The organism is Cellulomonas sp. P4_A2 (genome assembly GCF_056402515.1).
Window position 1 is genome coordinate 29,292 of sequence record NZ_JBFUHG010000016.1, and the last position, 24,521, is coordinate 53,812.

The following is a 24,521-nucleotide window of genomic DNA, read 5'->3' on the forward strand; positions in this document are numbered from 1 at the left end:
CAGCGCCCGTGAGCACTCTGCGAGTGGCCATCGTCGGCGCAGGACCGGCCGGCATCTACGCCGCCGACATCCTGTCGAAGACGGACCTCGACGTCAGCATCGACCTCTTCGAGCGCCTGCCCGCGCCCTTCGGCCTGGTCCGCTACGGCGTCGCGCCCGACCATCCCCGCATCAAGCAGATCATCGTCGCGCTGCAGAACGTGCTGAGCCGCGGCGACATCCGCCTGCTGGCCAACGTCGACTACGGCACGGACCTCAAGCTCGACGACCTGCGCCAGTTCTACGACGCGGTCATCTTCTCGACCGGCTCCATCCGCGACGCCGAGCTGCCCGTCCCGGGCATCGAGCTCGAGGGCTCCTACGGCGCCGCCGACTTCGTGTCCTGGTACGACGGCCACCCGGACGTCGCGCGCACCTGGCCGCTCGAGGCGCAGCACGTCGCCGTGCTCGGGGCCGGCAACGTCGCGCTCGACGTGGCCCGCATCCTGGCCAAGCACGCCGACGACCTGCTGCCCACCGAGCTGCCGGGCAACGTCTACGAGATCCTCAAGGCCTCGCCCGTCACCGACGTGCACGTGTTCGCGCGCCGCGGTCCGGCCCAGGTCAAGTTCTCCCCGCTGGAGCTGCGCGAGCTCGGCCACGTGCCGGACGTCGACGTCATCGTCTACCCCGAGGACTTCGACTTCGACGAGGGCTCGATGGCCGCGATCCACTCCTCGAACCAGACCAAGCAGGTGGTCAAGACCCTCACGGACTGGACGCTGAAGGAGCCGGAGGAGAACACCGCGAGCCGGCGCATCCACCTGCACTTCCTGCACAAGCCCGTCGAGATCCTCGGCGAGGACGGCCGGGTCGTCGGGCTGCGCACCGAGCGCACCGCGCTCAACGGCGACGGCAACGTCACCGGCACCGGCCAGACGCAGGACTGGGCGGTCGGCGCCGTGTACCGCGCCGTCGGGTACTTCGGGTCGCCGCTCGTGGACATCCCGTTCGACGACGTCGCCGGCGTGATCCCGAACCGCGAGGGTCGCGTGGTCGACGTCGACGGCGAGCACCTGCCGGGCGTGTACGCGACGGGCTGGATCAAGCGCGGCCCCGTCGGCCTCATCGGGCACACCAAGTCCGACGCGTCGGAGACCATCCGCCACCTCGGCGAGGACGTCGCCTCGGGCGGCGACGCGTTCTACACGGCCACGGACCGCGACCCGTCGGCGATCGTCGACTTCCTCACCGGCCGCAGCGTCGACGTCATCCAGTGGACCGGCTGGGAGCTCCTGGACGCGTACGAGCGCGGGCTGGGCGAGCCGCACGGGCGCGAGCGCATCAAGCTCGTCCCGCGCGACCACATGGTCGCCGTCGCGCTGGGCCAGCCGCTGCCGCAGGACTGAGCACTCCACGAAGGCCCCCGCGACGTGTTCGCGGGGGCCTTCGTGCGTCCGGGAACGCTTGCCCGTCGGTAAGCGTTTCAGGGGTGCAGACGAGAGACGGGGAGACGATGGGCCACCAGCACTTCAACGGGTTGAAGACCGCAGCGCTGTTCGGCGCGATGTGGGCGATCCTGCTGGGGATCGGATGGCTGCTGGGCGGCGGGACACCGAAGTTCCTGGTGCTGTTCACCGCCCTCGGCCTGCTGATGACGGCGTACAGCTACTGGAACTCCGACAAGATCGCGATCCGTGCCATGAGGGCGCGTCCGGTCAGCGAGCTCGAGGCGCCGGCGATGTACCGCATCGTGCGCGAGCTCTCGACGCAGGCCCGCCAGCCGATGCCGCGCCTGTACATCTCGCCGACGGCCGCCCCGAACGCGTTCGCGACCGGCCGCAACCCCGCCAACGCGGCGGTGTGCTGCACCGAGGGCATCCTCGGCCTCCTCGACGAGCGCGAGCTGCGCGGCGTCCTCGGGCACGAGCTCATGCACGTCTACAACCGCGACATCCTCACCTCGTCGGTCGCCGCCGCCGTCGCGGGCGTCATCACGTCGCTCGCGCAGTTCGCCCTGTTCTTCGGCGGGGGAGGCGACGACCGCGACCGCGGCAACCCGATCGCGGGCCTGCTCCTCGCGCTCCTCGCGCCGGTCGCCGCGATGCTCGTCCAGCTGGCCATCAGCCGCACCCGCGAGTACGACGCCGACGAGGACGGGGCCACCCTGACCGGCGACCCGCTCGCCCTGGCCTCCGCGCTGCGCAAGCTCGAGCAGGGCACCCAGGCCCGCCCGCTGCCGCAGGACCGCGAGCTGGTGGACGTGTCGCACCTGATGATCGCCAACCCGTTCAAGGGCGCCGGCATGGGCAAGCTCTTCGCGACGCACCCGCCGATGGCCGACCGCATCGCCCGCCTGGAGGCCCAGGCCAACCAGCAGGGCGGGATCACCCGCTACTGAGCACCGCCGACAGGAGAACCCCGATGTCCCGCACGTCCCCGGTCCTGTGAGGGCCAAGCTCCTGCTCGCCGACGCCGCCAAGGTCTCGGAGGGGAAGGTCGACGCGCTGGGCCTCGGCTGGTCGACGACGACCAGCCCGACCCCGCCGGCCGCGATCATCATCCTGCTGCAGTTCGGCTGGGACGAGACCAACACGAGCCGCGCCCTGGTGGTCGAGCTGCTCGACGCCGACGGCAAGCCGGTGCTCGTCAACGGCGTGAACGGCCTCGGTCCGCTGCGCATCGAGGGCAACGTCGAGGCGGGCCGCCCGTCGGGCATCCCCGCGGGCACCCCGATCGACGTCCCGCTCGCGTTCGGCATCGGCCCCGGCATCAACCTGACGGCCGGCCAGCGCTACGAGTGGCGCCTCTCCCTGGACGGCGAGACCAGCGAGGACTGGGAGGTCAGCTTCCTGATCCGGCCTCCCGGCTGAGGTCCGGCACGCTCCAGAACAACCTGGTGGACGCCAAGCCGTTCCATGACGTCGTTCAGATTGTTCTCGCGCGCCGGCTCAGCCGCAGACGACGCTCAACCAGGCCTGCCGGGTGACGTCCGCAGCCGCAGTCCTGACGCGGCGGCGCGCCTCAGCGGTAGTTCGTGAACTGCAGGTCGGCGTCGACGTCGGCGCCCTTGAGCAGCGCGATGACGCTCTGCAGGTCGTCGCGACTCTTGCCGGTCACGCGCAGCTCGTCGCCCTGGATCTGCGTCTTGATGCCCTTGGGGCCCTCGTCGCGGATGATCTTGGCCACCTTCTTGGCGGTCTCGCTGGAGAGGCCTTCCTTGATGAGGGCCTCGAGCCGGTACTCCTTGCCGGACGGCTTGGGCTCGGGGCCGTCGTCGCCCCCGGTGTCCAGCGACTTGAGGGAGATGCCGCGGCGGATGAGCTTCGTCTCGAAGACGTCCAGGACGGCGAGGACGCGTTCCGACGAGTTCGCGATCATCAGGATCTTCTCGCCGCTCCACGCGATCGATGCGCCGACGCCCTTGAAGTCGTACCGCTGGGCGATCTCCTTCGAGGCCTGGTTCAGCGCGTTGTCCACCTCCTGGCGGTCGACCTTGCTGACGACGTCGAACGACGCTTCGCTCGCCATGACACTCCTCCTGCTGACTCGACTGCTGGACGCGGGCGCGCCTGACCGTTTCGCTAGCACCGCCCGGGTGTTGCTATCCTTCCACCCGCACGCTGCTCGCGCGGCCGGCCAGTCGAGGCTGGACGGACGTCGGACGGCGGGCACGACCCTGGCGGGTTACCCGAGTGGCCAAAGGGGGCTGACTGTAAATCAGCTGGCAACGCCTACGGGGGTTCGAATCCCTCACCCGCCACGGACGCAGCCCGGACCTTCACCGGTCCGGGCTGCTGCGTGCAGGGCCGGCTCACCAGCCGGCGCGTGCCGGCGGCTGGATCCGATTTCGCGACCAGCCCAGGGCCCGTGTAACCTTGCTCGCGCTGCCCCGATAGCTCAGTCGGCAGAGCGTCTCCATGGTAAGGAGAAGGTCAAGGGTTCGATTCCCTTTCGGGGCTCTGTGGTGTGTTCGAAGGAAGTGCTGCTGCGTAGGAGATCTGCGTGCGGCCCGTTCGTCGGACAGATCGACAGTGGCGGGGTAGCTCAGGTGGTTAGAGCACACGGCTCATAATCGTGGTGTCGCGGGTTCGAGTCCCGCTCCCGCTACCGCCAAGTGACACAACAGCGCGTCGGCCGGCGCGCAATGACGAGATCGCGGTACCCGTACGGGTGCGAGAGGTGGCAAGACCATGGCCAGCAAGAGCTCGGACGTCCGTCCGAAGATCACGCTCGCGTGCACTGAGTGCAAGGAGCGGAACTACATCACGAAGAAGAACCGTCGGAACGACCCCGACCGTCTCGAGATGAAGAAGTTCTGCCCCCGCGACAACCGTCACACCCTGCACCGCGAGACCCGCTGATCTCGGTTCTCTGAACCCGAGATGCAGGTCGACACGAGCTACGCGGGACGCGAGTACCCGCCGAACGCGGTCTACGAGGTAGGCCGCGAGAAGCTCCGGGAGTTCGCCGACGCCGTCGGCTCCTCCCACCCCGCCCACACGGATCCGTCGGCGGCGCGCGCGCTGGGCTACCCCGACGTGATCGCGCCCCCGACGTTCGCCGTCGTGGTCGCCCAGCGTGCCGAGGCGCAGCTGTTCGAGGACCCCGCCGCGGGCATCGACTTCAGCCGCGTCGTGCACGCCGACGAGCGGTTCACCCACCACCGGCCCATCCACGCGGGTGACCGGCTGGTCACGGTGCTGCACGTCGACTCCATCACCGTGCGCGCCGGGCTGGCCATGATCACGACACGTGCCGAGATCGCCGACGAGGGCGGTTCGGCCGTCGCGACCGTCGTCTCCACCCTGGCCGTCCGCCCGGAGGAGTCATGACCGACACCGGCGAGCTGGTCGTGGGCACCGAGGTCGCACGTCGCGAGGTCACCGTCGACCGCGCACGTCTGGTCCGCTACGCGGGCGCGAGCGGCGACTTCAACCCGATCCACTGGAACGCGCGCGTCGCCACGTCCGTCGGCCTGCCCGACGTCATCGCGCACGGCATGTGGACCATGGGCGCCGCGGCGAGCGTCGTCGCCGACTGGGCCGGCGACCCCGGCAAGGTCGTCGACTACCAGGTGCGCTTCACGCGCCCCGTCCCGGTCCCCGACCCCGGAGCCGCGACCATCGAGGTCGTCGCCGTCGTCGGAGCGCTGGACCCCGAGGCAGGGACGGCCCGCATCGACCTGACCGTGAGCGTCGAGGGTGCCCGGGTCCTGGGCAAGGCCCAGGCGGTCGTGAAGCTCTAGGGTGCCTGCCGACCGCCTCATGCTCATCCACGGCCCCGAGTTCGCGGCCATGGCCGCGAGGGTCCCGCAGGTCACCGAGCTCACGTCGCGGCTCAACGTCCTGCCGTTCGACGACGAGCAGGGCAAGGCTGCGCTGCTGGAGCAGATCCTCGGTCGGCCGCTGCCGGACCGCGTGACGATCTACCCGCCCTTCTACACCGACCACGGGCTGCACCTGGACCTCGCCGAGCGGGTGTTCGTCAACCAGGGCTGCACGTTCCTGGACTACGCGGGGATCCGGCTCGGCGCGGGAACGATGGTCGGACCCAAGGTCACGTTCATCACCAGCGGCCATCCCGTCGACCCCGCCGAGCGCCGGCTCTACCTGACGGGTGCGCCCATCGACGTCGCGGAGAACGTGTGGATCGGCGCAGGCGCGACGATTCTGCCCGGTGTCAGCATCGGGCGGGACGCGGTGGTCGCCGCCGGGGCCGTCGTGGCCGAGGACGTCCCCGCGGCGAGCCTGGTGACCGGCCCGAAGGCCACGGTCCGCCGACGCTGGTGACTACGCGGGGGCCGGTCCGCTCGTGGTGCCGATCCGCAGCTGCACGGGCAGCTCGCGCGACGAGGCCGGTTCGCCGGCCAGCAGGTCCTCGACCGCGTGCCCGATCGCCGCACCCTTCTCGGCGAGCGGCTGGCTGACGGTCGTCAGCACGTCGGGCGCCAGCCAGGGCAGGTCGAGCCCGTCGAAGCCGCTCACCGAGACGTCCTCGGGGACGCGCAGCCCCAGCTCGCGCGCGGCGAGCACGACGCCCGACGCGAGCAGGTCGGACTGGCAGGCGACCGCGGTCGGCCGGTCCGGGCCCGCGAGCAGCGCCAGTCCCGCCGAACGCCCGTGCTCGACCAGCGACGCCGGCGTCTCGTAGATCGCGACCGGGGTGACGCCCGCGTCGGTGACGCCCGCCATCCGCCGGATCGTGATCTCCCACTCGAGGTGGGCCATACGGTCCTCGTCGACGAGCCCCTCGTTGCGCAGCCGGTTGAACGGCAGCGTGACGGTGGCGATCCGGGTGTGGCCGAGGGCCAGGAGGTGCTCGGTCACCTGCCGGATCCCGCCGCGGTCGTCGATGCCCACGGACGCCACGTCGTCGGACTTCTTGCCCTCGACGATGACCGCGGGGATCCCGCGCCGGCGCAGCGCGCTCAGCATGGGGTCGTCCGTGGTGCCGCCCCACATGAGCACTGCGACGTCCATGGCGGCGGTCTCGATCAGCGGGTCGACCGCGGGGCCCGTGGGCTCGCTCGAGCCGGGGATGAGCAGGACGCCGAGGTCGAGCGGGCCGAGCGTGCTGACCAGGCCGTCGAGCACCTGGATGGAGACGGGGTCGCGGAACGAGCGGCCCAGGGAGTCGCCGACGACCACCCCGACGATGCCCGACCGGCCACGCCGGAGCTGCTGTCCCAGGGGGTTCGGGCCGGAGTAGTCCAGCCGGACGGCCGCGTCCAGGACCTTCTGCCGGGTGGTCGGCGCGATCGGTCCGGCACCGGAGAACGCGAGCGAGGCCGTCGACACCGACACCCCCGCCGCGGCAGCGACGTCGGCCAGCGTGGGGCGGGACGGGGACAGGGCGGGACCTCCGGGGTGCGACGTTGCAGCAGGTCTTCCGGCATGCAGAGCACGAATCTGTTTGACGCAGCGGCAAGCGTACCCGCAGAATGTCGGCGTCCCTCAAATCGATTCGACCGCGCGTTCGTCGCGAGGTCGAATCGATTCGATATCGAACCAGGACAGACCGCCCACCACCGTCTCGGAGCCTTTCGTGAGTCACCCCGCCCGCCCCGGGCTGCCCCCTGCCGTGAGTCGAGCCCGCTGGCTCCTCATGGGCCTGTTCGGTCTGACCGGCATCATCTTCTCCAGCTGGCTCGCGCGGATCCCGACCGTCCGCGACCTGCTGGACCTCTCGACCAGCGAGCTGGGGCTGATGCTCCTGATCGGCTCGCTGGGCGCGCTGCTGACCGTGACGTTCGCCGGGATGATCGTGCAGCGGTTCGGCAGCCGCACCTCGCTGCTCCTGTCCACGGCGGTGCTCGCGGTCGGGTACGTCCTCATGGGCGTCGGCCCGACGGTCGGGTCCGTCCCGCTGCTCGGCGTCGGCATCTTCCTCAACGGCGTGGCCATCGCGCTCGGCAACGTCCCGCTGAACGTCGAGTCGGCCCGGATCGAGCGGGCGATGGGTCGCACTGTCATCCCGCAGTTCCACGCGGCGTTCTCCATCGGTGCCGTCGCCGGATCCGCGATCGGTGCGCTCGCCTCGCACTACGACATCTCCGTGGCGCTGCAGTTCTCCGTCATCGCGGCCGTGGCGGTCGCGTGGCGGCTCGGTTCGCTGCGGGGCGTCGTCCTCGACGCCGCCCCCGGCGACCGTCCGCGCAACGGGACCGTCCCTGTGACCGACGGTCCCGTTGCGTCGGCCGTGCCCGCCGGGCGTCGTCGCAAGATCGCCTCGTCGCTCGACTCGTGGCGCGAGCCGCGCACGCTCCTGATCGGCGTCGTCGTCATGGCTGCCGCCCTGTCCGAGGGGTCGGCGAACGACTGGCTCTCGCTCGCGGTCGTCGACGGGTTCGAGAAGCCTGAGGCCGTCGGCGCCGCGATGCTCGGCGTGTTCGTGGGCGCGATGACGCTGGTCCGCCTGCTCGGCACGCGCCTGATCGACCGGTTCGGTCGCGTCGTCGTCCTGCGCACCTCCGGCTCGGTCGCCATCGTCGGGCTGCTGCTCTTCGGCTTCGCGCCCACGCTGCTGCTCGCCGGGGTCGGCGTGGTCCTGTGGGGCTTCGGCGCAGCGCTCGCGGTGCCCATCGGCATCGCGGCGGCGTCCGACGACCCGATGCGCGCCGCCGGCCGCGTCGCCGTCGTGTCGTCGTTCGCGTCCGTCGCCTCGATCGCCGCGCCGCCGCTGCTGGGCATCGCGGCCGCCGCCACGGGCGCCCGGCACGCGCTCGTGCTCATCACGGTCGCGATGGTGGCCAGCGTCGTGCTGGCGGCTCGGGTGGCTCCCGAGACGCCGGGCGAGCCGACCGAGCCCGAGCAGCTCCCGGTCGCCATGCTCGCGGACGCCGACCCCGACCCGGTCGCGGCGTCGCGCCACGTCGTCCCGACGCAGCGCACACGTCGCCGTCGCCTGGTGCGTGTGCCGTGAGTGGACCTGTGCAGGACGATCGACCCGTGACGGTCTCGCACGCGCGCCTCGTCGAGCGCGCCTCGGTGGCGGTCTTCGTCGTCTTCTTCCTCAACGGCTTCAACTTCGCGACGTGGGCCGCGCGCCTGCCCGCCATCCGCGACGGCCTCGACTTCTCGCCCGCGCAGATGGGTGCCCTCCTGCTCGTCGGCGCGGTCGGGTCGCTGGTGTCGCTGCCGCTGTCGGGCATGGTCGTCGAACGGCTCGGTGCCCGGCGGACCGTGTTCGCGTTCGCGGTGCTCAACGCGACCGGCCTCGTCATCGCGTCCGTCGGGGTGGCGCTCGGCCAGGTGCTCGTCGTCGGGTTCGGCCTCGTCCTGTTCGGCATCGGGACCGGCGTCTGGGACGCCGCGATGAACCTCGAGGGCGCTGCCGTCGAGCAGCACCTCGGGCGCACGATCATGCCGCGGTACCACGCGGGGTTCTCGTTCGGCACGGTCGCCGCGGCCGGTCTCGCGGCGGTCCTCGCCGCCCTGCACGTGCCCGTGGTCGTGCACGTCCCGATCGCCGTGATCGCGTCCGTGGTCGTCGTCGGCTTCGCGGTGCGCAGGTTCCTGGCCCCGGCCGACGAGGCCGCGGTCGCGCACGAGGACGCACCGGAGAAGGGTGCGCGCGGGGCGCTCGCCGCATGGCTCGAGCCGCGCACGCTGCTGATCGGGCTGATCGTGCTGGCCGCCGGGCTCACCGAGGGCTCGGCGAACGACTGGGTCAGCCTCGCGGTCGTCGACGGCTTCAGCACCGCCGAGGCGCTCGGCGCGCTGGCGTTCGGCGTGTTCGTCGCGGCCATGACGACCATGCGCTGGTTCGGGGGTGCGCTGCTCGACCGGCGCGGTCGCGTCGTCGTCCTGCGGCTGTGCGCCCTGCTGTCCCTGGTGGGCCTGGTCGTGTTCGCGCTCGCCGGGCCGCTGTGGCTCGCGCTCGTCGGCGTCGTGGCCTGGGGTGCCGGTGCGGCCTTCGGTTTTCCGGTCGGCCTCAGCGCCGCGGCGGACGACCCCAAGCGCGCGCCGGCCCGGGTCAGCGTCGTCGCGACCATCGGCTACAGCGCGTTCCTCGCCGGCCCGCCGCTCATCGGGCTGCTCGCCCAGCACGTCGGCTACCGGCACGCGCTGCTCGTCGTGATCGTGCCGATCGTGCTCGGCCTGTGCGTCGTGAGCGCCGCCGCGCCCTTGAAGGTCGCGGCTCAGGACTAACCTGGACGTGTGCAGATCGAGCTGAGCACCGACGACTGTTCCCCCGCGAGCGTCCCCCCGACGATCGTGTGGCCGTCCGTCCGTGCCGGCGGGACCACGCTCGCGGACCTCACGACGCTGCGCGTCGGCGGGCCCGCGACCCGGTACGTCGAGACGACCACCGAGGCCGAGCTGCTCGACGCGGTCCGCGCCGCGGACGCGGACGGTGAGCCGCTGCTCGTCGTCGGCGGAGGATCCAACCTGCTCGTCGCGGACGCGGGCTTCGACGGGGTCGTCGTGCGGGACGTCCGGTCCGGCATCGACGTGCCCGACGCCTCCGCGTGCGCTGGCGCCACGCTCACCGTCCCGGCCGGCACCCCGTGGGACAAGGTCGTGCGGTACGCGGTCGAGCAGGAGCTCACCGGCCTCGAGGCGCTGTCGGGCATCCCCGGCTCGACCGGTGCGACGCCCGTGCAGAACGTCGGGGCGTACGGCCAGGAGGTGTCCCAGAGCATCTCGCTCGTCCGCGTCTGGGACCGTGCGCGCGCTCGCGTCCGGACGCTCCCGCTGGTGACGCTCGCGTTCGGCTACCGCACCTCCCTGCTCAAGCGGTCGATGCACGGACCCTCGGCCGACGACCCGCAGGCGCCGTGGTCGCCGACCCCGCGGTACGTGGTGCTCGACGTGACGTTCCAGCTGCGCCCCGGCGACCTGTCCCGCCCGGTCGTCTACCCCGAGCTCGCGCGGACGCTGGGCATCGAGGTGGGCCAGCGCGCGCCGCTCGCGGAGGTCCGGGAGGCGGTCCTGGGACTGCGCGCCGGCAAGGGCATGGTCCTGGACCCCGCCGACCACGACACCTGGAGCGCAGGCTCGTTCTTCACCAACCCGCTGCTCACGCCGTCGCAGGCCGACGACCTGCCGTCCGACGCTCCCCGGTTCCCGGGCGGCGACGGCCTGGTCAAGACGAGCGCCGCCTGGCTCATCGAGAAGGCGGGCTTCTCCCGCGGCTTCGGAGCCCCCGGCCCGGCGACCCTCTCGACCAAGCACACGCTCGCCCTGACGAACCGGGGGAGCGCCACTGCCGAGGACCTGCTGGCGGTCGCGCGCGAGGTGCGCGCAGGCGTGGTCTCCACCTTCGGCCTCACCCTCGAGCCGGAGCCGGTCCTGGTCGGCGTCAGCCTCTAACCTCACCGCCGGGCACCTGACGCGGCACGAGATCGACCTGTCGCCGCGAGATCGTCAGGTCGCACCGCCGATCTCGCGCCGAGAGGTCGATCTCGACGAGCGCCCTCGCGGTTCAGACCCGCTCGGACGTCGCCTCGCCCAGCAGCGCACCGCGCACCAGGTCGAGCGCCTCGTCGTCGGCGAGCCCGGCCGCGCGGACCGCCGCGACATAGACCTCGGCCGCCCGCCGGGCGACGTCCGCGGGCACCGACGCCCCCGCCGCGATCACGGTCCCGGCACGACGACGTGTCTCCACGATCCCCTCGGCCTCCAGCTCGCGGAACGCGCGGGCCACGGTGCCCGGTGCGAGGCCGAGGTCGGTGGCCAGCGCGCGGATCGTCGGCAACCGGTCCCCGGCCACCATCCGCCCGGCGGCCACGTGTGCGACGACCTGCTCCCGGATCTGCTCGAAAGCGGGCACCTCTGAGCGGACGTCGACCTCCAGCTGCGTGGTCATCGATGGCTCCCTGTGTCGGTGGATGGGGACAGTCTCGCCTTAGCGGTCACACGCACGCTTCAGGAGGCCAGCCACCCGTCCACGCCGGCGAGCAGGCGGGCCTTGACCGCCGAGGACGCGCGGCTGGCGTTGATCGACGCACGCGCCAGCGAGGCGAGCTCGTCGTCGGAGAAGCCGTGCACCGACCGTGCGAGCTCGTACTGGTCGACGAGACGCGACCGGAACAGCAGCGGGTCGTCCGCGCCCAGAGCGACCGTCGCCCCGGCCTCGACGAGCGCGCGCAGCGGCACGTCGGCGGCGGTCGGGTAGACGCCGAGCGAGACGTTGGACGCGGGGCACAGCTCGAGCGCGATCCCGGACGACACCACCCGGTCGAGCACCCGGGGGTCCTCGCCGGACCGCACGCCGTGCCCGAGCCGGTCGGGGAGCAGATGGTCGACGACGGCCTCGACGTGCGCGGGCCCGAGCAGCTCGCCGCCGTGCGGCACGGACGCCAGGCCGGCGTCGCGGGCGATGCCGAAGGCGTGCGCGAACTCGGCGGTCTCGCCGCGGCGCTCGTCGTTGGACAGGCCGAACCCGATCACCTGGCCGGGGCCGTCGCCGGCGTGGTGCGCGGCGAGGCGCGCGAGGATCCGGGCGTCGAGCGGGTGCCGCATCCGGGACGCCGCGACGATGACCCCGATGTCGATGCCGTGGGCGAGCGATGCCGAGCGGGCGGCGTCGATCACGATCTCCAGCGCCGGCGTGATGCCGCCGACGAACGGTGCGTACGAGGTCGGGTCCACCTGGATCTCGAGCCGGCCAGAGCCCTCCGAGGCGTCGTCGGCCGCGGCCTCGTCGACGATCCGACGCATGTCCGCCTCGGACCGGACGCAGGCCCGTGCGGCGTCGTAGAGCCGCTGGAACCGGAACCAGCCGCGCTCGTCGGCCGGCACGCGCAGCGGGTCGTCGTCGAGCAGCGCGTCCGGCAGGTGCAGGCCGTGCTGCTGCGCCAGCGAAGCCAGCGTCGAGACCCGCATCGACCCGGTGAAGTGGAGGTGCAGGTGGGCCTTGGGGAGGGTGGCAAGGTCTCGCACGGGGTCAGTGTGTCAGCCGTGGTTCGTCGGCTGGGTCCACATCCACCCGTCGGCCGGAGCGTCCAGGCCGCGCGCGTCCACGGCGACGGGCCGGCCCTACGCGAGCAGCGCCTGGATGCGGCTGATGCCTTCGACGAGGTCGTCGTCGCCGAGGGCGTACGACAGGCGCAGGTAGCCGCTGGGCCCGAAGGCCTCGCCGGGGACGACCGCGACCTCGGCCTCCTCGAGGATGAGGGTGGCCAGCTCGGCCGACGTGGTCGGCGTGACGCCGCGGATGGTGCGACCGAGCACGCCCTGCACCGACGGGTACACGTAGAACGCGCCCTGGGGGACCGGGACCTCGAAGCCGTCGATGACGCTGAGCATCTCCACGATCAGGCGCCGGCGACGGTCGAACGCGTACCGCATCTCCTCGACGGCGGCCAGGTCGTCGGTGAGCGCGGCGATCGCGGCGCGCTGCGACACGTTGGCCACGTTGGACGTCAGGTGCGACTGCAGGTTGGTCGCGGCCGTGATGACGTCGGCGGGACCGATCATCCAGCCCACGCGCCAGCCGGTCATGGCGTAGGTCTTCGCGACGCCGTTCAGCACGATCGTCGTGTCGGCGAGCTCCGGCACCACGCGCACGATGGGCGTGAACACGGCGTGGTCGTACGTCAGGTGCTCGTAGATCTCGTCGGTGATGACCCAGATCCCGTGCTCGAGCGCCCACTGTCCGATGGCCGCCGTCTGCTCGGGGGAGTAGACCGCGCCGGTGGGGTTGGAGGGCGAGCAGAACAGGAGCGCCTTGGTCTTGGGGGTGCGAGCGGCCTCGAGCTGCTCGACCGTGACGAGGTAGCCCTGGTCGGCGCCGGCGAAGACCTCGACGGGCACCCCGCCCGCGAGGCGGATGGCCTCGGGGTACGTGGTCCAGTACGGCGCGGGCAGCAGCACCTCGTCGCCCGGGTCCACGATCGCCGCGAACGCCTGGTAGACGGCCTGCTTGCCGCCGTTGGTGACGAGCACCTGCGACGGCTTGACCTCGTAGCCGGAGTCGCGCAGCGTCTTGGCCGCCACCGCCTCGCGCATCGCGGGCAGCCCGGCGGCCGGCGTGTAGCGGTGGTTGACCGGGTCCTTCGCGGCCGCGATGGCCGCGTCGACGATGTACCCGGGCGTCGGGAAGTCGGGCTCACCGGCGCCGAAGCCGATGACCGGACGTCCGGCGGCCTTGAGGGCCTTGGCCTTGGCGTCGACCGCGAGCGTCGCCGACTCGGCGATCGCGGCCAGTCGGGCGGACACGCGGGGACGGGGGGAGGACGTCTGCTCGCTCACGGCCCCCATAGTGGCAGAGGTCACGTGGGGGAGTGCCCACACATTTCACGGATCGGGCAGTTCGACCCAGCCCCTCGCGTCGCGTACAGTGGACCCCCGGCGGTTGACATCCGCCATGATGAGCCGTGCCCCGGCGAGCTGTGCCTGCCTAGAACGACTGCAGCGCAGCAGTGCACCGGGAGCCTGCACGGACCCCCCTGCGGGTGGTGTCCGTCGGTGCGCGCCCTCGGGCGCACGGACCGTCGTGGAGGCCGAGGCCGCCGAAGGGTAGTGGCGCAATTGGTAGCGCAGCGGTCTCCAAAACCGCAGGTTGCAGGTTCGAGTCCTGTCTACCCTGCGCATCTGCTCGGCCCCTCCCGGGGCAGGGCGGTGAGCAGGACCGCCGGTCGGTCCGGCGCGACGCGTCGGCCCGTCCGATCGTCGGGTTCCGTACGGAGCCCGACCACCACGAGACGTAGGGGCCAGACGTGAGCGAAACAGCACCGGCTGCGGCGTCCGACGCCGAGGGTTCGGCGGCGCGCCCGGCGAAGCCCGCGAAGGGCAAGGAGCGTCCCGGACTGTTCGCCCGGATCGCTCTGTTCTTCCGTCAGGTCAAGGGCGAGCTCAAGAAGGTCGTCCGGCCGACGCGATCGGATCTGATCACCTACACCAGCGTCGTGCTCGTGTTCGTCGCGGTGATCATGGCGTTCGTGACCGTGGTGGACCTGGCGGTCGGCAAGCTCACGTTCTGGGTCTTCGGCGGCTGACGCCCGCTCGTCCCTCAGTCGCCCCGCTCCGGTGGGGCGCTCACCGCTCCGGCACGCCGGGGCGCACTCGCTAGAGAAGGCAGGTTGCACGTGTCGCAGGAGTCGCAGGAGCCCACGGGCGCCGAGATCGAGCTCGACGACGCCATCGCGTCGGTCGAGGCCGTCGAGGCGTCCGCCGGGGACACCGAGGGTGTCGATCTCGTCGACGCCACCGAGAGCGACGCCGACGGCGAGGTCGAGGCTGACGCTGAGCTCGAGGTCGACGAGGACGACGAGGTCGAGGCCGAGCCCGACGTCGACGAGGACCCCGTCGCCACGTTCAAGTCCCAGCTCCGCAGCCAGCTGGGTGACTGGTACGTCATCCATTCCTACGCCGGCTACGAGAACCGCGTGAAGGCCAACCTGGAGAACCGTCGCCAGAGCCTGAACATGGAGGACTTCATCTACCAGGTGGAGGTCCCCATGGAAGAGGTCGTGGAGATCAAGAACGCGCAGCGCAAGGTCGTCAAGCGCGTGCGGATCCCCGGCTACGTCCTGGTGCGCATGGACCTGACCGACGAGTCGTGGGGCGCCGTCCGGCACACCCCGGGCGTCACCGGGTTCGTCGGCCACACGCACCAGCCCGTGCCGCTGACGCTCGACGAGGTCTTCTCGATGCTCGCGCCGTCGCTCGAGCCCAAGACCCCGACCACCGCCGCGAGCGCCGCCAAGGCCGCCGCGGCGATCAAGGTCGACTTCACCATCGGGGAGTCGGTCACCGTGACCGACGGCCCCTTCGACACCTTGCCGGCGACGATCTCGGAGATCAGCGCCGAGAACCAGAAGCTCAAGGTGCTCGTCTCCATCTTCGGCCGGGAGACCCCGGTCGAGCTCTCGTTCAGCCAGGTCGCCAAGATCTGACCTGTTCGAGCCTGCAACCGGGTCATCGCCCACGGCGTCGGCCCACAACACAGAACGGAAGTTCAGCATGCCCCCGAAGAAGAAGGTCACCGGCCTGATCAAGCTCCAGATCAAGGCCGGCGCGGCCACCCCCGCGCCGCCGATCGGTCCGGCGCTCGGTCAGCACGGCGTCAACATCATGGAGTTCTGCAAGGCGTACAACGCGGCGACCGAGTCGCAGCGCGGCAACGTCATCCCCGTGGAGATCACGGTGTACGAGGACCGCTCGTTCACCTTCATCACGAAGACGCCGCCGGCCGCCGAGCTCATCAAGAAGGCCGCCGGTGTGGCCAAGGGTTCGCCCACGCCCCACACCGTCAAGGTCGCCTCGCTGACCAAGGCGCAGATCACCGAGATCGCGACGACGAAGCTCGAGGACCTCAACGCGAACGACCTGGCCGCGGCCGAGAAGATCATCGCCGGCACCGCCCGGTCGATGGGCATCACGGTCCAGGGCTGATTTCCCCGTAACACCCCCAGTGGCAGGGCCATGTGCGGCCCGACAGACCACGACTGCTACCAAGGAGAACCAAGCAGATGGCCAAGCACAGCAAGGCGTACCGCAACGCCGCCGAGAAGATCGAGGAGGGGACGCTCTACGCCCCCCTCGAGGCTGTCCGGCTCGCGCAGGCGACGTCGACCACCAAGTACGACGCGACCGTCGAGGTCGCCTTCCGCCTCGGTGTGGACCCGCGCAAGGCGGACCAGATGGTCCGTGGCACGGTCAACCTGCCCCACGGCACCGGCAAGACCGCCCGCGTCATCGTCTTCGCGACGGGTGAGCGTGCCGAGCAGGCCCGCGCCGCCGGCGCCGACGAGGTCGGTGGCGACGAGCTGATCGACAAGGTCGCGGCCGGTTACACCGACTTCGACTCCGCCGTCGCGACGCCGGACCTCATGGGCAAGGTCGGTCGACTGGGCAAGGTCCTGGGCCCGCGTGGTCTCATGCCGAACCCGAAGACCGGCACCGTGACGATGGACGTGGCCAAGGCCGTGTCCGACATCAAGGGCGGCAAGATCGAGTTCCGCGTGGACCGTCACGCGAACCTGCACTTCATCATCGGCAAGACGTCGTTCAGCGACGTGCAGCTGGTGGAGAACTACGCCGCAGCGCTCGACGAGATCCTGCGCCTGAAGCCGTCTGCCTCGAAGGGTCGCTACATCGCCAAGGCGACGTTCTCGACCACGAACGGCCCCGGCATCCTGGTCGACCAGAACAAGACGCGGAACCTCACCTCCGAGGACGACGCGGCCTGATCTGGATCTGAACGAACGACGAAGGCCCGGTCCCCGTGGGGACCGGGCCTTCGTCGTTCGACGACTCAGTTCCGAGAGATCAGTACGGGAGCCACTGCGTCACGCAGGTGCCCTCTCCGTTGCTGCACTCCAGCCGCAGGGGCCCGTCGGGGCGCAGGTCGAACCGGAAGTACCCGACGTCGTCGGTGTCGACCGACGCGACGTCGCCGGACGGCGTCCGCAGCGTCACGTGGCCGGGCCGGGGCGGGATGAGCTGCCCCTCGATCGAGGCTGTCTCGACCTCGACCTCGACGCTGAGGGCGTCGCCCTCGAAGACGAGGGTGCGGGACGTGCCGCCGGAGCGGTCGCGCACGCCGGCGGTCGCGTCGAGCGCACCCGAGTCGTAGACGAGCTCGAGCAGCAGCAGATCCATCTCCAGGCCGGCGCGGGCGTCGACCATCCCGCGGTGCGCGCGGAACGCCAGGTCGGCGCTCGCCAGGACCCGGTCGTAGAGGTCTGCCTCCGCGACGGCGGTCACCAGGTCGGACCCCAGTGCGTCGTCGTTCGCCCAAGGTGTGTGGGCGCGGTCATCCGAGTGCCAGGACATCGCGGCCTCCTTCTCCAGCTGCGGAGGCCGTCCAGGCCGCCACATAGTTCTTGATCGCGGCCGTCTCACGGAGCCGCGCGAGGCCTCGACCCCGGGTGGGGCCGATCGAGCCGATGGGTACGCCGAGCTTCTCGGCGATCTCGGCATAGCTCAGCGGTGGGTCCACCGCCAGCATGAGCAGCACCTCTCGCTGGTGCGTCGGGAGCTCGGCGAGCCCCTCCCGCAGCGCCCGTTCGCGCTCCACCAGCAGGATCCGCTGGTCCAGGTCGGACTCTGCGGCCCCGTCGAGCCGGCCGCCCTGGGGGTCGACCGGCACCGTGCGACGGTTGAGGTTGGTGACGCGGATGCACTCGTGCCGCGCCGTCGTCGCGATCCAGCCCGGAAGGGCGTGCGGGTCGCGGAGCTTGTCGAGGTTCTCGAGGAGGTTGAGCCAGACGGTCTGCGCCACGTCCTCGGCCTGGTGCGGGGTGAGACGGAACTGCCGCACGCGTGCGATGACGGCGGGTGCGTGCCGACGGACGATCTCGGTCCAGGCACCCTGGTCACCGTCGAGCGCACCCGCGACCAGCGCCGGCGAGTCCCACGCTCGGTACGGGTCGTCGTTGTCCACGCGTCCATCCTTTCGTCTGTCGACGTGGATGCCATCATGGCGCGCCCGCCACACTGTGCCCAGCATCTCTACACGCCCGGAAGGATGCTGAAGGTCTGGCCGAAGTCCGGCAGGGGCCTGCCGGTGGCCAGCAGCTGGACGTAGGCGTCTCGCGGGCCGAGCCCGCGCTCGTGCATGAGGCGCGCGATGGCCCCCACCACCTGCGGTGCCGCGAACGAGGTCCCGCTCCACCGGGCGAAGGCGTCGACGGGGAAGGACTCCGGGTCCGACGTGAAGTCGGGCGACTGCTCGCCGGAGACGAAGGTCGACAGGATGCCCTCCCCGACCGTGGAGCAGTCCACCCACCAGCCGCGGCTGGAGAAGGCGCTGGGCCGCAGGTCCGCGGTGAGCGCGCCGACGGAGATGACGCGCTTGAACGCCGCGGGCCAGACGGGGGCGGTGTCCCCGAAGTTCCCCGCCGCGGCGACCACCAGGACCTCCTCGCCCCGGTCGACCTCGATCTCGTGGACGACCTCGAGCGCGGCGCGCAGGGCGAGGGACGGCTGGTCGTACTGCGTCTGCGTCCCGAGCGACAGGTTGACGATCTGGGCGCCGTCCCGGACCGCCCGGATCAGTGCGCACGCGACCTCGAGCTCGCTGCCGGTGCCGCCGGAGCCGAGCGCCCGGTAGACGGTGATGTCGGCGTTCGTCGCGACCTGCGCGATGATCCCGCTGACGAACGTGCCGTGGCCGGCGGAGAAGTCCAGGTAGCCGTCACCGGGGTCGACGTCGAGCGGGTCGACGTTGACGTCGTCGCCGTCGGTCGCCGGGTCGTCGGCGGTAATCCGCGGGATGCCGGTGAGCCAGCCGTCCGTCCGCAGCGTCCCGTCGATCCCCGTGTCGACGATCGCCACGCGTGCGCCCGAGCTGTTGTCGCCCGTGGAGTACGGCGTGTACTCGTCGAAGGTGCCGATGGTCGGGACCGAGACCCCGCTCTGCGGCTTCACCACCGGAGCCAACGGCGTGATGTGCGTGAGCGACGCCTCCGCGCCGCGCTCCCGCAGCTCCGCGACGGTGTCCTCGAGGTGCTGGGTCGTCGTCGGGCCGGTGGTGACCACGCGGACCAGGCGGCTCTCGAGGTCGACGCAGCCGAGGTCGGCCTGGGCCAGGCCGCGACGAGCGACGTACGCCTGGACGTTGGGCACCGCCCAGGAGGTCGTGGTGAGCAGGAGCTCGCCGGCCACGACCATGGACTCGGTGCCGCGGTCGTTCGTCAGGACCGCGAGCCGCGTGTCCCGGCGCAGCGACCAGCGGTCGGCCAGTGCGCTGTTCAGACGTCGGCGCAGACCGGCGTCACTGCTGCGCTGCGCGAGGTCGTCGACCTGCCGCTGCACGCGCCTGCGGACGGTCGGGGCGACGTCGGCCCCCGCCGGACCCGCGTGGTAGTCGCGTCCGAACGGCCGCCCGGGCTCCGGGCCCTGCGAGTTTTCGCTCACTTGTGCTCCATGCCTTCCGCCTAGACTCCGAGAGATGTGCCCGCCTGGGCTCGGAAACGAGCCGCCGACGTCGAGCGACAGTCCGTTCGCTCGTATAGAGGGCCGGGAAGAGCTCCTGATACGTGCGACGGAGATGCTCGTCGAGGTCGATGTCGATCCTCGTGCAGCGGAGTCCCGCGCAGCCGCCCTCGTCGCCACGGCGCGGCGGCGGCGGGACCCGGAGCTCCTTGCTCTGAGCCTAAGGGTGTTGGCTACGTCACATCGCGCTCGGGGGGACGACATCACGGCGAAGCGGCTGCTCGACGAGGCCGTCCGGCTGGCGCGGCGCCACGATCTTGCGCTCGTCGAGGCGAACGTCCTGACGAGCCGGTCGGCGGTCCTGCAGGAGCTCGGTCGGGCGGCGGCGTCCGCACGCGATCTCGACGCTGCGCTCGCGGCCCTGGACCGCGGTGGCCCGGCGAGCGTCGACCACACGGAGCTGCGCGCCAGGGTCATGCTGTCGCGGGCCATCGTCGACCAGAACGCCGGCCGGCTGGGCGCGGCCGAGGACGGCTACCAGGCCCTCCTGGACGGCGGGGGTCTCGAGGAGCGCAGCCGAGCCATCGCCGCGAACAACCTGGCGCTCATCCTGGCGGAGCGGGGCGACTACGACCGTGCGCTCGAGCGGTCCGACCTCGCGGTGGAGCTCGTCCGGGACCGGCGGCGCGCTCTGCTCGGGCCGCTGCTCCAGACCCGCGCGTGGATCGCGGTGCGTGCCGGACGGCTCGACGAGGGGATGCGCGACTTCGAGATCGCGGCCCGCGAGTACACGGCGTCCGGCATGCCTCTCGGCGAGTACTACACCGAGTACGCGGACGTGATGATGGACCTGCGGCTGCTCCCCGAGGCCGCGGCCGCAGCGAGCAGCGCCATGACCACCCTCGAGGCCTCCGGGCTGCTGATGATGGTCACCGAGGCCCAGCTCAGGCTCGCCCGCATCGCCCTGCTGACGGGCGACGTCGTCGCGGCGACGGAGCACGCGGACGCCGCCGCGGAGAGCGCCCGGCGGCAGCGCCGCAGCGGCTGGCGGGACCGCGCCGTCCTCATCGGGGTCGAGGCGAGGATGCAGGCCGGCGCCGCGGGCGTGCCGGAGCTGGCCCTGTCCCGTCGGGCGGCGGCGCGCCTGGAGCGGGCAGGCAACCCGCAGAGCGCTGTCGAGGGGTACCTCGTCGCCGGGCGGGTCGCCCTGGGCGTGGACCGGCCGCGCGACGCCGTCGAGACCCTCGCGCGCGCGCAGGCGCTGGCGCGCAGCGGTCCGGTGCTCGTCCGTCTCCGGGGCCGGGTGGCGGGCGCCCTGGCCGCGCGGGCGGCTCGCCGTCCGAGCGACGTCCTGACGGAGTGCCGCGCCGGGCTGCGCGACCTGGCCGTCCATCGTTCCGCGCTGCCGACCATCGAGCTGCGGGCCCTGGCGTCGGGTCACGGCGCCGAGCTCGGGGAGATCGGCCTCGGGGTCGTGCTGGCCGGCGGGTCGCCGGCGAGGGCGCTCGCGTGGATGGAGCGCACCCGCGCGGCCGCGCTGCTGGCCCGGACGCCCCCGCCCGACGCCCCGTTCGCGGAGCGCCCCGCGCTGGAGGCCGGTCCGGCGGCAGGTCGCGACGGCCGCTCGGCCACGCTCGAGGTCGACGACGGACCCCGGTTCTCCGCCGCCGACTGGTCGCGCCCCGGTGCCGGGCCGGCCACCGGGGGCGAGCTGAACCGGCTGGGCGTCGCGCGGCTGCGCGCCGCGCTCGACGGCCGGACGCTGGTCGAGATCGGCAGGTTCGAGGGGCGCCTCGTCGCGGTCGTCGTCGGACCCCGCCGGACCAGGCTCGTGGAGCTCGGAGACGAGGCGGACGTCGAGTCCGAGCTGCGGCCCCTGCTCTTCGCGCTGCGGCGGCTGGCGAACCCCCGTGGCCCGGCGGCTGCGGACGCGGCGCGGGCCAGCGCGGACCTGCGGATCGCCCGGCTCCGGGCACTGCTGGTCGCGCCGCTCGGCGTCGCGCCCGACGACGAGCTGGTCATCGTGCCCGTCGGCCTGCTGCACGGGGTGCCGTGGTCGTGCCTGCATGACGGGCCGCTCGCGCAGGCCCCGTCGGCCACGTTCTGGGTCCGGACCCGCCGGGCCGCGGCCGAGCGCCCCGGCACGGGCGGCACGGTACTCGTCGCCGGTCCCGACCTCGACGGCGCCCGCGAGGAGGTCGAGGCGCTCACCCAGGTGCACGAGGGTGCGCGGATGCTCGCGCCGGAGGACAGCCGCGCGCACGAGGTGGTCGCCGCGCTCGCGGACGCCGACCTGGCACACCTGGCGTGCCACGGCACACCGCGTACGGACAACCCGATGTTCTCGTCGCTGCTGCTCGCGGACGGCCCGGTGACGGTCCAGGAGCTGCACGGCGCGGGGGTGGCGCCCCACCGGCTGGTGCTGGCGTCGTGCCACTCGGGTGCGGACGTCGCCTACTTGGGCGACGAGGTGCTCGGGTTCGTCTCGGCGATGCTGGCGCAGGGGACCGCGGGCGTCGTCGCGAGCATCGCCGCCGTGCCCGACGTGGCCGCCGTCGACCTCATGCTCGAGCTGCACCTCGAGCTGCGTGCGGGGCAGACGCTCGCCCGCGCCCTGCACGCGGCCCGCGGGCGCATCGACCGGGACAGTCCCGAGGGGTTCGTCAACTGGTGCACGTTCAGCGCCCACGGGGCCGCCTGAGCGTCAGCCGTGATGCATCGAGGACATGCCGGGCATGTGCGCGTGGTCGCCCGCGTCCGTCGCCGCGAGGCCCGGCACGGTGATGGTCGCGAACAGCAACGAGCCGAGCGTGAGCGCGGCGAGGCGGGTGCCGGTGCCGGCCTCCGTGGGGGCGACGTCCGCGGGCTCCTCCTCCACCACCACGACGACGAGCGCCGGTCGCAGGGTCACGGCGAGCAGCACGGCGCCGGCGAGCTGCAGGACGCCCGCGGCGACGTCGGCGCCCGAGAGCGCCCCGTCGACGAGGACGGCCGTCAGGAGCCAGCCCGCGCCGCCGACCACGAGCACGGCGAGCGCGGTCCGAGGTGCCGGCGCGGGACCGCGCAGCGCGAGCACCGCCCAGAGCACCTCGGCCACGCCGAGGGCCGCGAGCGCGACCCCCAGCGCGAGGTGGGCGGCGAGGTGCTCTGCCGCGAGCGCGAGGAGCACGAGGCCGGCGCCCAGGGCCGCGTAGGCGGACCAGGTGCGGCCGATGAACGCGCGTGCGCCCTCGTGCGGCAGCGGCAGCGCGGTCATCACGGGGTCCAGGTCGCCGTGGCGGGTGCCGGTGCGGGGGAGCGGTCGGCCGACAGGCCGACGCCGAGCAGCAGGATCGCGGAGGCGAAGTGCAGCACGTTGTCGGCACCGTTGAGCGCCAGGATGTTCGCCGCCGAGCCGACGAGGAACAGCCCGACGATGCCCACGAGCAGGTAGACGGCGCCGACGGTCGTGTTCACGGCCTTGGCGGACCCGACCGTGCGGGACGCGACGAGCAGGGCCGCCCCGATGAGCAGGTGGACGACGTTGTGCAGCGGGTTGACGTCGAAGACGACGAGCGGCCGGCCGTCGGTCGCGGCGAACGAGACGTCGGTGGTCACGAAGAAGCCGGCGATGCCGACGAGCAGGTAGACGACGCCGAAGACTGCGCCGACGAGCCGGTTGGGTGACTGGGACATGGGTTCCCCCTCTCGGGGCCGGAGCCCCGTGCAGGTGGTCGGTGTGGTGCGTACACGGGGTGTTCGGACCAGGGCCGAGAACGGATGGGTCCTGCGTCGCGTACCGGATTTGGTCGGTCGTCCGCCCATGCCGTACCTTGGGGACATCCAAAGACCGCCGGTCGTCGACCGTCGCGCGCCCACGCAGTGAGCGCATGGCGATCGCCCGAAGTCCCGCAGCACGCGGAGGCCAGCGCAGGTGAGTGTTCCCGGAAGGTTCGGCCTGTGCCGAGCTGGATGTCGAGCCCCGCGCCTGCGCGGGGCTCTTTCGTTTGTGGGGCGTGACGACCGGTGGCACCACCATCGGAAGGATTGCCATGGCGAGGCCGGACAAGGCAGCCGCTGTCGCAGAGCTCACGGACCTGTTCCGCGAGTCCAACGCGGCTGTGCTGACCGAGTACCGCGGGCTCACCGTTGCTCAGCTCAAGAAGCTGCGCAAGGCGCTCAGCGGTAACGCAACGTACTCCGTGGTGAAGAACACGCTGACCGCGATCGCGGCCAAGGATGCCGGCCTCGAGGGCCTCGACGACGCGCTTGCGGGCCCGTCGGCGATCGCCTTCGTCTCCGGTGACCCGGTCGAGGCGGCCAAGGGACTGCGTGACTTCGCCAAGGCGAACCCCGCACTGGTCATCAAGGGCGGTGTCCTCGACGGACGCACCCTGACCGCTGCGGACGTCACCAAGCTCGCGGACCTCGAGTCCCGTGAGGTTCTGCTGGCCAAGGCTGCCGGCGTGTTCAAGGCGTCGCTCTACCAGGCGGCCTACCTGTTCACCGCCCCTGCTGCTCAGGCTGCACGCACCGTCGACGCCCTCCGGCTCAAGCTCGAGGAGTCGGCCGAGGTCGCTGCCTGAGCCATTCGGCACAGGCTCTCTGAAACCCCGCCCAGGTAGGCCGCACCGGCCACCGGGTACCGAACGGAAGGAACCGCCATCATGGCGAAGCTCACCACCACCGAGCTCATCGACGCGTTCAAGGAGCTCTCCCTCATCGAGCTCTCCGAGTTCGTGAAGGCGTTCGAGGAGACCTTCGAGGTCACCGCTGCTGCCCCCGTCGCCGTTGCTGCGGCCCCGGGTGCCGGCGGCGGCGCCGCCGAGGCCGCTGTCGAGGAGGAGAAGGACTCGTTCGACGTCGTTCTCGAGGCTGCCGGCGAGAAGAAGATCCAGGTCATCAAGGAGGTGCGCGTCCTGACGTCCCTCGGTCTGAAGGAGGCCAAGGACCTCGTTGACGCCGCCCCCAAGGCCGTCCTGGAGGGTGTCGCCAAGGACGCCGCCGAGAAGGCCAAGGAGACCCTCGAGGCCGCTGGCGCCACCGTCACGCTCAAGTGATCTGACCTCCGGGATCTCCACGGAGAGCCGGAGTTCCGACGAGGCCCGTACCCCCCGGGGGTGCGGGCCTCGTTGCTGTATCCGGGGGAACGCACGGGCGAACCTTCCACAGGCGGACTTTCGTCGGCACGGCCGGGTGTGCCACCATGTGCGCGGCGCCAACGTCGTCGCC

Annotated in this window: 27 protein-coding genes and 4 tRNA genes; 21 read left to right on the plus strand and 10 right to left on the minus strand. The window is 72.0% G+C overall.

The features are described 5' to 3' along the window. Positions 1 to 8: 8 nt before the first annotated feature. The 3 genes from AC1DUE_RS14680 (at position 9) to AC1DUE_RS14690 (ending at position 2,852) form a co-directional block, all read left to right on the plus strand. Complete coding sequence (locus AC1DUE_RS14680) at positions 9 to 1,388, plus strand: FAD-dependent oxidoreductase (protein ID WP_477040169.1); 1,380 nt, start codon at positions 9 to 11, stop codon at positions 1,386 to 1,388. A gap of 107 nt (positions 1,389 to 1,495) precedes the next feature. Then, positions 1,496 to 2,380 (plus strand): zinc metalloprotease HtpX, encoded by an 885-nt coding sequence (htpX, locus tag AC1DUE_RS14685; protein ID WP_477040279.1) that lies wholly within the window; start codon positions 1,496 to 1,498, stop codon positions 2,378 to 2,380. Positions 2,381 to 2,426: 46 nt separating this feature from the next. Then, a complete protein-coding gene (locus tag AC1DUE_RS14690) occupies positions 2,427 to 2,852 on the plus strand; it encodes a DUF6941 family protein (RefSeq protein ID WP_477040170.1) in 426 nt (141 codons plus the stop codon). A 151-nt stretch (positions 2,853 to 3,003) separates the two neighbouring features. On the opposite strand, the gene AC1DUE_RS14695 is transcribed toward AC1DUE_RS14690, so the two are convergent. Continuing rightward, positions 3,004 to 3,510, minus strand: a complete 507-nt coding sequence (locus AC1DUE_RS14695) for a YajQ family cyclic di-GMP-binding protein (RefSeq protein WP_477040171.1) — start codon at positions 3,508 to 3,510, stop codon at positions 3,004 to 3,006. Between the two features lie 150 nt (positions 3,511 to 3,660). On the opposite strand from AC1DUE_RS14695, the gene AC1DUE_RS14700 reads away from it, so the two are divergent. The 7 genes from AC1DUE_RS14700 to AC1DUE_RS14730 all read left to right on the plus strand — a co-directional run bounded on the left by AC1DUE_RS14700 (position 3,661) and on the right by AC1DUE_RS14730 (position 5,771). After that, a tRNA-Tyr gene (locus AC1DUE_RS14700) sits at positions 3,661 to 3,742 on the plus strand. Between the two features lie 126 nt (positions 3,743 to 3,868). After that, a tRNA-Thr gene (locus AC1DUE_RS14705) sits at positions 3,869 to 3,941 on the plus strand. 74 nt (positions 3,942 to 4,015) lie between these two features. Beyond that, positions 4,016 to 4,089, plus strand: a tRNA-Met gene (locus AC1DUE_RS14710). Between the two features lie 83 nt (positions 4,090 to 4,172). Continuing rightward, positions 4,173 to 4,343 carry a 50S ribosomal protein L33 gene (gene rpmG, locus AC1DUE_RS14715; RefSeq protein ID WP_029290226.1) on the plus strand — a complete coding sequence of 57 codons (171 nt, stop codon included), beginning with the start codon at positions 4,173 to 4,175 and terminating at the stop codon, positions 4,341 to 4,343. A 21-nt stretch (positions 4,344 to 4,364) separates the two neighbouring features. After that, positions 4,365 to 4,814: an FAS1-like dehydratase domain-containing protein gene (locus tag AC1DUE_RS14720; RefSeq protein ID WP_477040172.1), complete on the plus strand. Its 450-nt coding sequence runs from the start codon at positions 4,365 to 4,367 to the stop codon at positions 4,812 to 4,814. After that, positions 4,811 to 5,227, plus strand: coding sequence for a MaoC family dehydratase (locus AC1DUE_RS14725; protein WP_477040173.1), 417 nt, complete (start codon positions 4,811 to 4,813; stop codon positions 5,225 to 5,227). Before AC1DUE_RS14720 ends, AC1DUE_RS14725 begins: the two co-directional genes overlap by 4 nt. Position 5,228: 1 nt before the next feature. Further along, a complete protein-coding gene (locus AC1DUE_RS14730) occupies positions 5,229 to 5,771 on the plus strand; it encodes a DapH/DapD/GlmU-related protein (RefSeq protein WP_477040174.1) in 543 nt (180 codons plus the stop codon). On the opposite strand, the gene AC1DUE_RS14735 is transcribed toward AC1DUE_RS14730, so the two are convergent. Continuing rightward, positions 5,772 to 6,833: a LacI family DNA-binding transcriptional regulator gene (locus AC1DUE_RS14735; RefSeq protein ID WP_477040280.1), complete on the minus strand. Its 1,062-nt coding sequence runs from the start codon at positions 6,831 to 6,833 to the stop codon at positions 5,772 to 5,774. A gap of 229 nt (positions 6,834 to 7,062) precedes the next feature. Here AC1DUE_RS14735 and AC1DUE_RS14740 point away from each other — a divergent pair, with 229 nt between their 5' ends. From AC1DUE_RS14740 to AC1DUE_RS14750, 3 genes are all read left to right on the plus strand, one after another. Then, positions 7,063 to 8,403, plus strand: a complete 1,341-nt coding sequence (locus AC1DUE_RS14740) for an MFS transporter (RefSeq protein WP_477040175.1) — start codon at positions 7,063 to 7,065, stop codon at positions 8,401 to 8,403. 26 nt (positions 8,404 to 8,429) lie between these two features. Beyond that, positions 8,430 to 9,632, plus strand: coding sequence for an MFS transporter (locus AC1DUE_RS14745; protein WP_477040176.1), 1,203 nt, complete (start codon positions 8,430 to 8,432; stop codon positions 9,630 to 9,632). Positions 9,633 to 9,698: 66 nt separating this feature from the next. Then, on the plus strand, positions 9,699 to 10,796 hold the full coding sequence (locus AC1DUE_RS14750; protein ID WP_477040281.1) for a UDP-N-acetylmuramate dehydrogenase: 1,098 nt from the start codon (positions 9,699 to 9,701) through the stop codon (positions 10,794 to 10,796). A gap of 112 nt (positions 10,797 to 10,908) precedes the next feature. On the opposite strand, the gene AC1DUE_RS14755 is transcribed toward AC1DUE_RS14750, so the two are convergent. The 3 genes from AC1DUE_RS14755 to AC1DUE_RS14765 all read right to left on the minus strand — a co-directional run bounded on the left by AC1DUE_RS14755 (position 10,909) and on the right by AC1DUE_RS14765 (position 13,688). Beyond that, entirely contained in the window at positions 10,909 to 11,292 is a 384-nt protein-coding gene (locus AC1DUE_RS14755; RefSeq protein ID WP_477040177.1) for a GntR family transcriptional regulator, read from the minus strand. A gap of 59 nt (positions 11,293 to 11,351) precedes the next feature. Further along, positions 11,352 to 12,368 (minus strand): adenosine deaminase, encoded by a 1,017-nt coding sequence (locus AC1DUE_RS14760; RefSeq protein ID WP_477040178.1) that lies wholly within the window; start codon positions 12,366 to 12,368, stop codon positions 11,352 to 11,354. Between the two features lie 96 nt (positions 12,369 to 12,464). Beyond that, on the minus strand, positions 12,465 to 13,688 hold the full coding sequence (locus AC1DUE_RS14765) for a pyridoxal phosphate-dependent aminotransferase (RefSeq protein ID WP_477040282.1): 1,224 nt from the start codon (positions 13,686 to 13,688) through the stop codon (positions 12,465 to 12,467). Positions 13,689 to 13,943: 255 nt separating this feature from the next. On the opposite strand from AC1DUE_RS14765, the gene AC1DUE_RS14770 reads away from it, so the two are divergent. The 5 genes from AC1DUE_RS14770 (at position 13,944) to rplA (ending at position 16,621) form a co-directional block, all read left to right on the plus strand. Beyond that, a tRNA-Trp gene (locus AC1DUE_RS14770) sits at positions 13,944 to 14,016 on the plus strand. 130 nt (positions 14,017 to 14,146) lie between these two features. Next, positions 14,147 to 14,425 carry a preprotein translocase subunit SecE gene (gene secE / locus AC1DUE_RS14775; protein WP_477040179.1) on the plus strand — a complete coding sequence of 93 codons (279 nt, stop codon included), beginning with the start codon at positions 14,147 to 14,149 and terminating at the stop codon, positions 14,423 to 14,425. Positions 14,426 to 14,515: 90 nt separating this feature from the next. Continuing rightward, complete coding sequence (gene nusG / locus AC1DUE_RS14780; protein ID WP_477040180.1) at positions 14,516 to 15,325, plus strand: transcription termination/antitermination protein NusG; 810 nt, start codon at positions 14,516 to 14,518, stop codon at positions 15,323 to 15,325. A 67-nt stretch (positions 15,326 to 15,392) separates the two neighbouring features. Then, entirely contained in the window at positions 15,393 to 15,824 is a 432-nt protein-coding gene (gene rplK / locus AC1DUE_RS14785; protein ID WP_477040181.1) for a 50S ribosomal protein L11, read from the plus strand. Positions 15,825 to 15,901: 77 nt separating this feature from the next. Continuing rightward, positions 15,902 to 16,621: a 50S ribosomal protein L1 gene (gene rplA, locus AC1DUE_RS14790; protein ID WP_477040182.1), complete on the plus strand. Its 720-nt coding sequence runs from the start codon at positions 15,902 to 15,904 to the stop codon at positions 16,619 to 16,621. 79 nt (positions 16,622 to 16,700) lie between these two features. Here rplA and AC1DUE_RS14795 read toward each other — a convergent pair whose 3' ends face one another. The 3 genes from AC1DUE_RS14795 to AC1DUE_RS14805 all read right to left on the minus strand — a co-directional run bounded on the left by AC1DUE_RS14795 (position 16,701) and on the right by AC1DUE_RS14805 (position 19,292). After that, complete coding sequence (locus AC1DUE_RS14795) at positions 16,701 to 17,207, minus strand: hypothetical protein (RefSeq protein ID WP_477040183.1); 507 nt, start codon at positions 17,205 to 17,207, stop codon at positions 16,701 to 16,703. Beyond that, positions 17,188 to 17,817: an RNA polymerase sigma factor gene (locus tag AC1DUE_RS14800; RefSeq protein ID WP_477040184.1), complete on the minus strand. Its 630-nt coding sequence runs from the start codon at positions 17,815 to 17,817 to the stop codon at positions 17,188 to 17,190. The genes AC1DUE_RS14795 and AC1DUE_RS14800 overlap by 20 nt, the downstream gene beginning before the upstream one ends. Before the next feature lie 68 nt (positions 17,818 to 17,885). Then, positions 17,886 to 19,292, minus strand: a complete 1,407-nt coding sequence (locus tag AC1DUE_RS14805) for a S8 family peptidase (RefSeq protein ID WP_477040185.1) — start codon at positions 19,290 to 19,292, stop codon at positions 17,886 to 17,888. 247 nt (positions 19,293 to 19,539) lie between these two features. Here AC1DUE_RS14805 and AC1DUE_RS14810 point away from each other — a divergent pair, with 247 nt between their 5' ends. Continuing rightward, positions 19,540 to 22,011, plus strand: coding sequence for a CHAT domain-containing protein (locus tag AC1DUE_RS14810; RefSeq protein ID WP_477040186.1), 2,472 nt, complete (start codon positions 19,540 to 19,542; stop codon positions 22,009 to 22,011). A gap of 3 nt (positions 22,012 to 22,014) precedes the next feature. Here AC1DUE_RS14810 and AC1DUE_RS14815 read toward each other — a convergent pair whose 3' ends face one another. Both AC1DUE_RS14815 and AC1DUE_RS14820 read right to left on the minus strand, forming a co-directional pair. Next, a complete protein-coding gene (locus AC1DUE_RS14815) occupies positions 22,015 to 22,566 on the minus strand; it encodes a hypothetical protein (RefSeq protein WP_477040187.1) in 552 nt (183 codons plus the stop codon). Next, the gene (locus AC1DUE_RS14820) at positions 22,566 to 22,985 is read right to left on the minus strand and encodes a DUF4383 domain-containing protein (protein WP_477040188.1); all 420 of its coding nucleotides are present in this window, start codon (positions 22,983 to 22,985) and stop codon (positions 22,566 to 22,568) included. The genes AC1DUE_RS14815 and AC1DUE_RS14820 overlap by 1 nt, the downstream gene beginning before the upstream one ends. A 356-nt stretch (positions 22,986 to 23,341) precedes the next feature. On the opposite strand from AC1DUE_RS14820, the gene rplJ reads away from it, so the two are divergent. Together rplJ and rplL are read left to right on the plus strand one after the other, a co-directional pair. Beyond that, positions 23,342 to 23,875 (plus strand): 50S ribosomal protein L10, encoded by a 534-nt coding sequence (rplJ, locus tag AC1DUE_RS14825; RefSeq protein WP_477040189.1) that lies wholly within the window; start codon positions 23,342 to 23,344, stop codon positions 23,873 to 23,875. 81 nt (positions 23,876 to 23,956) lie between these two features. Beyond that, positions 23,957 to 24,349: a 50S ribosomal protein L7/L12 gene (rplL, locus tag AC1DUE_RS14830; RefSeq protein ID WP_477040190.1), complete on the plus strand. Its 393-nt coding sequence runs from the start codon at positions 23,957 to 23,959 to the stop codon at positions 24,347 to 24,349. The last annotated feature ends 172 nt before the right edge of the window (positions 24,350 to 24,521 follow it).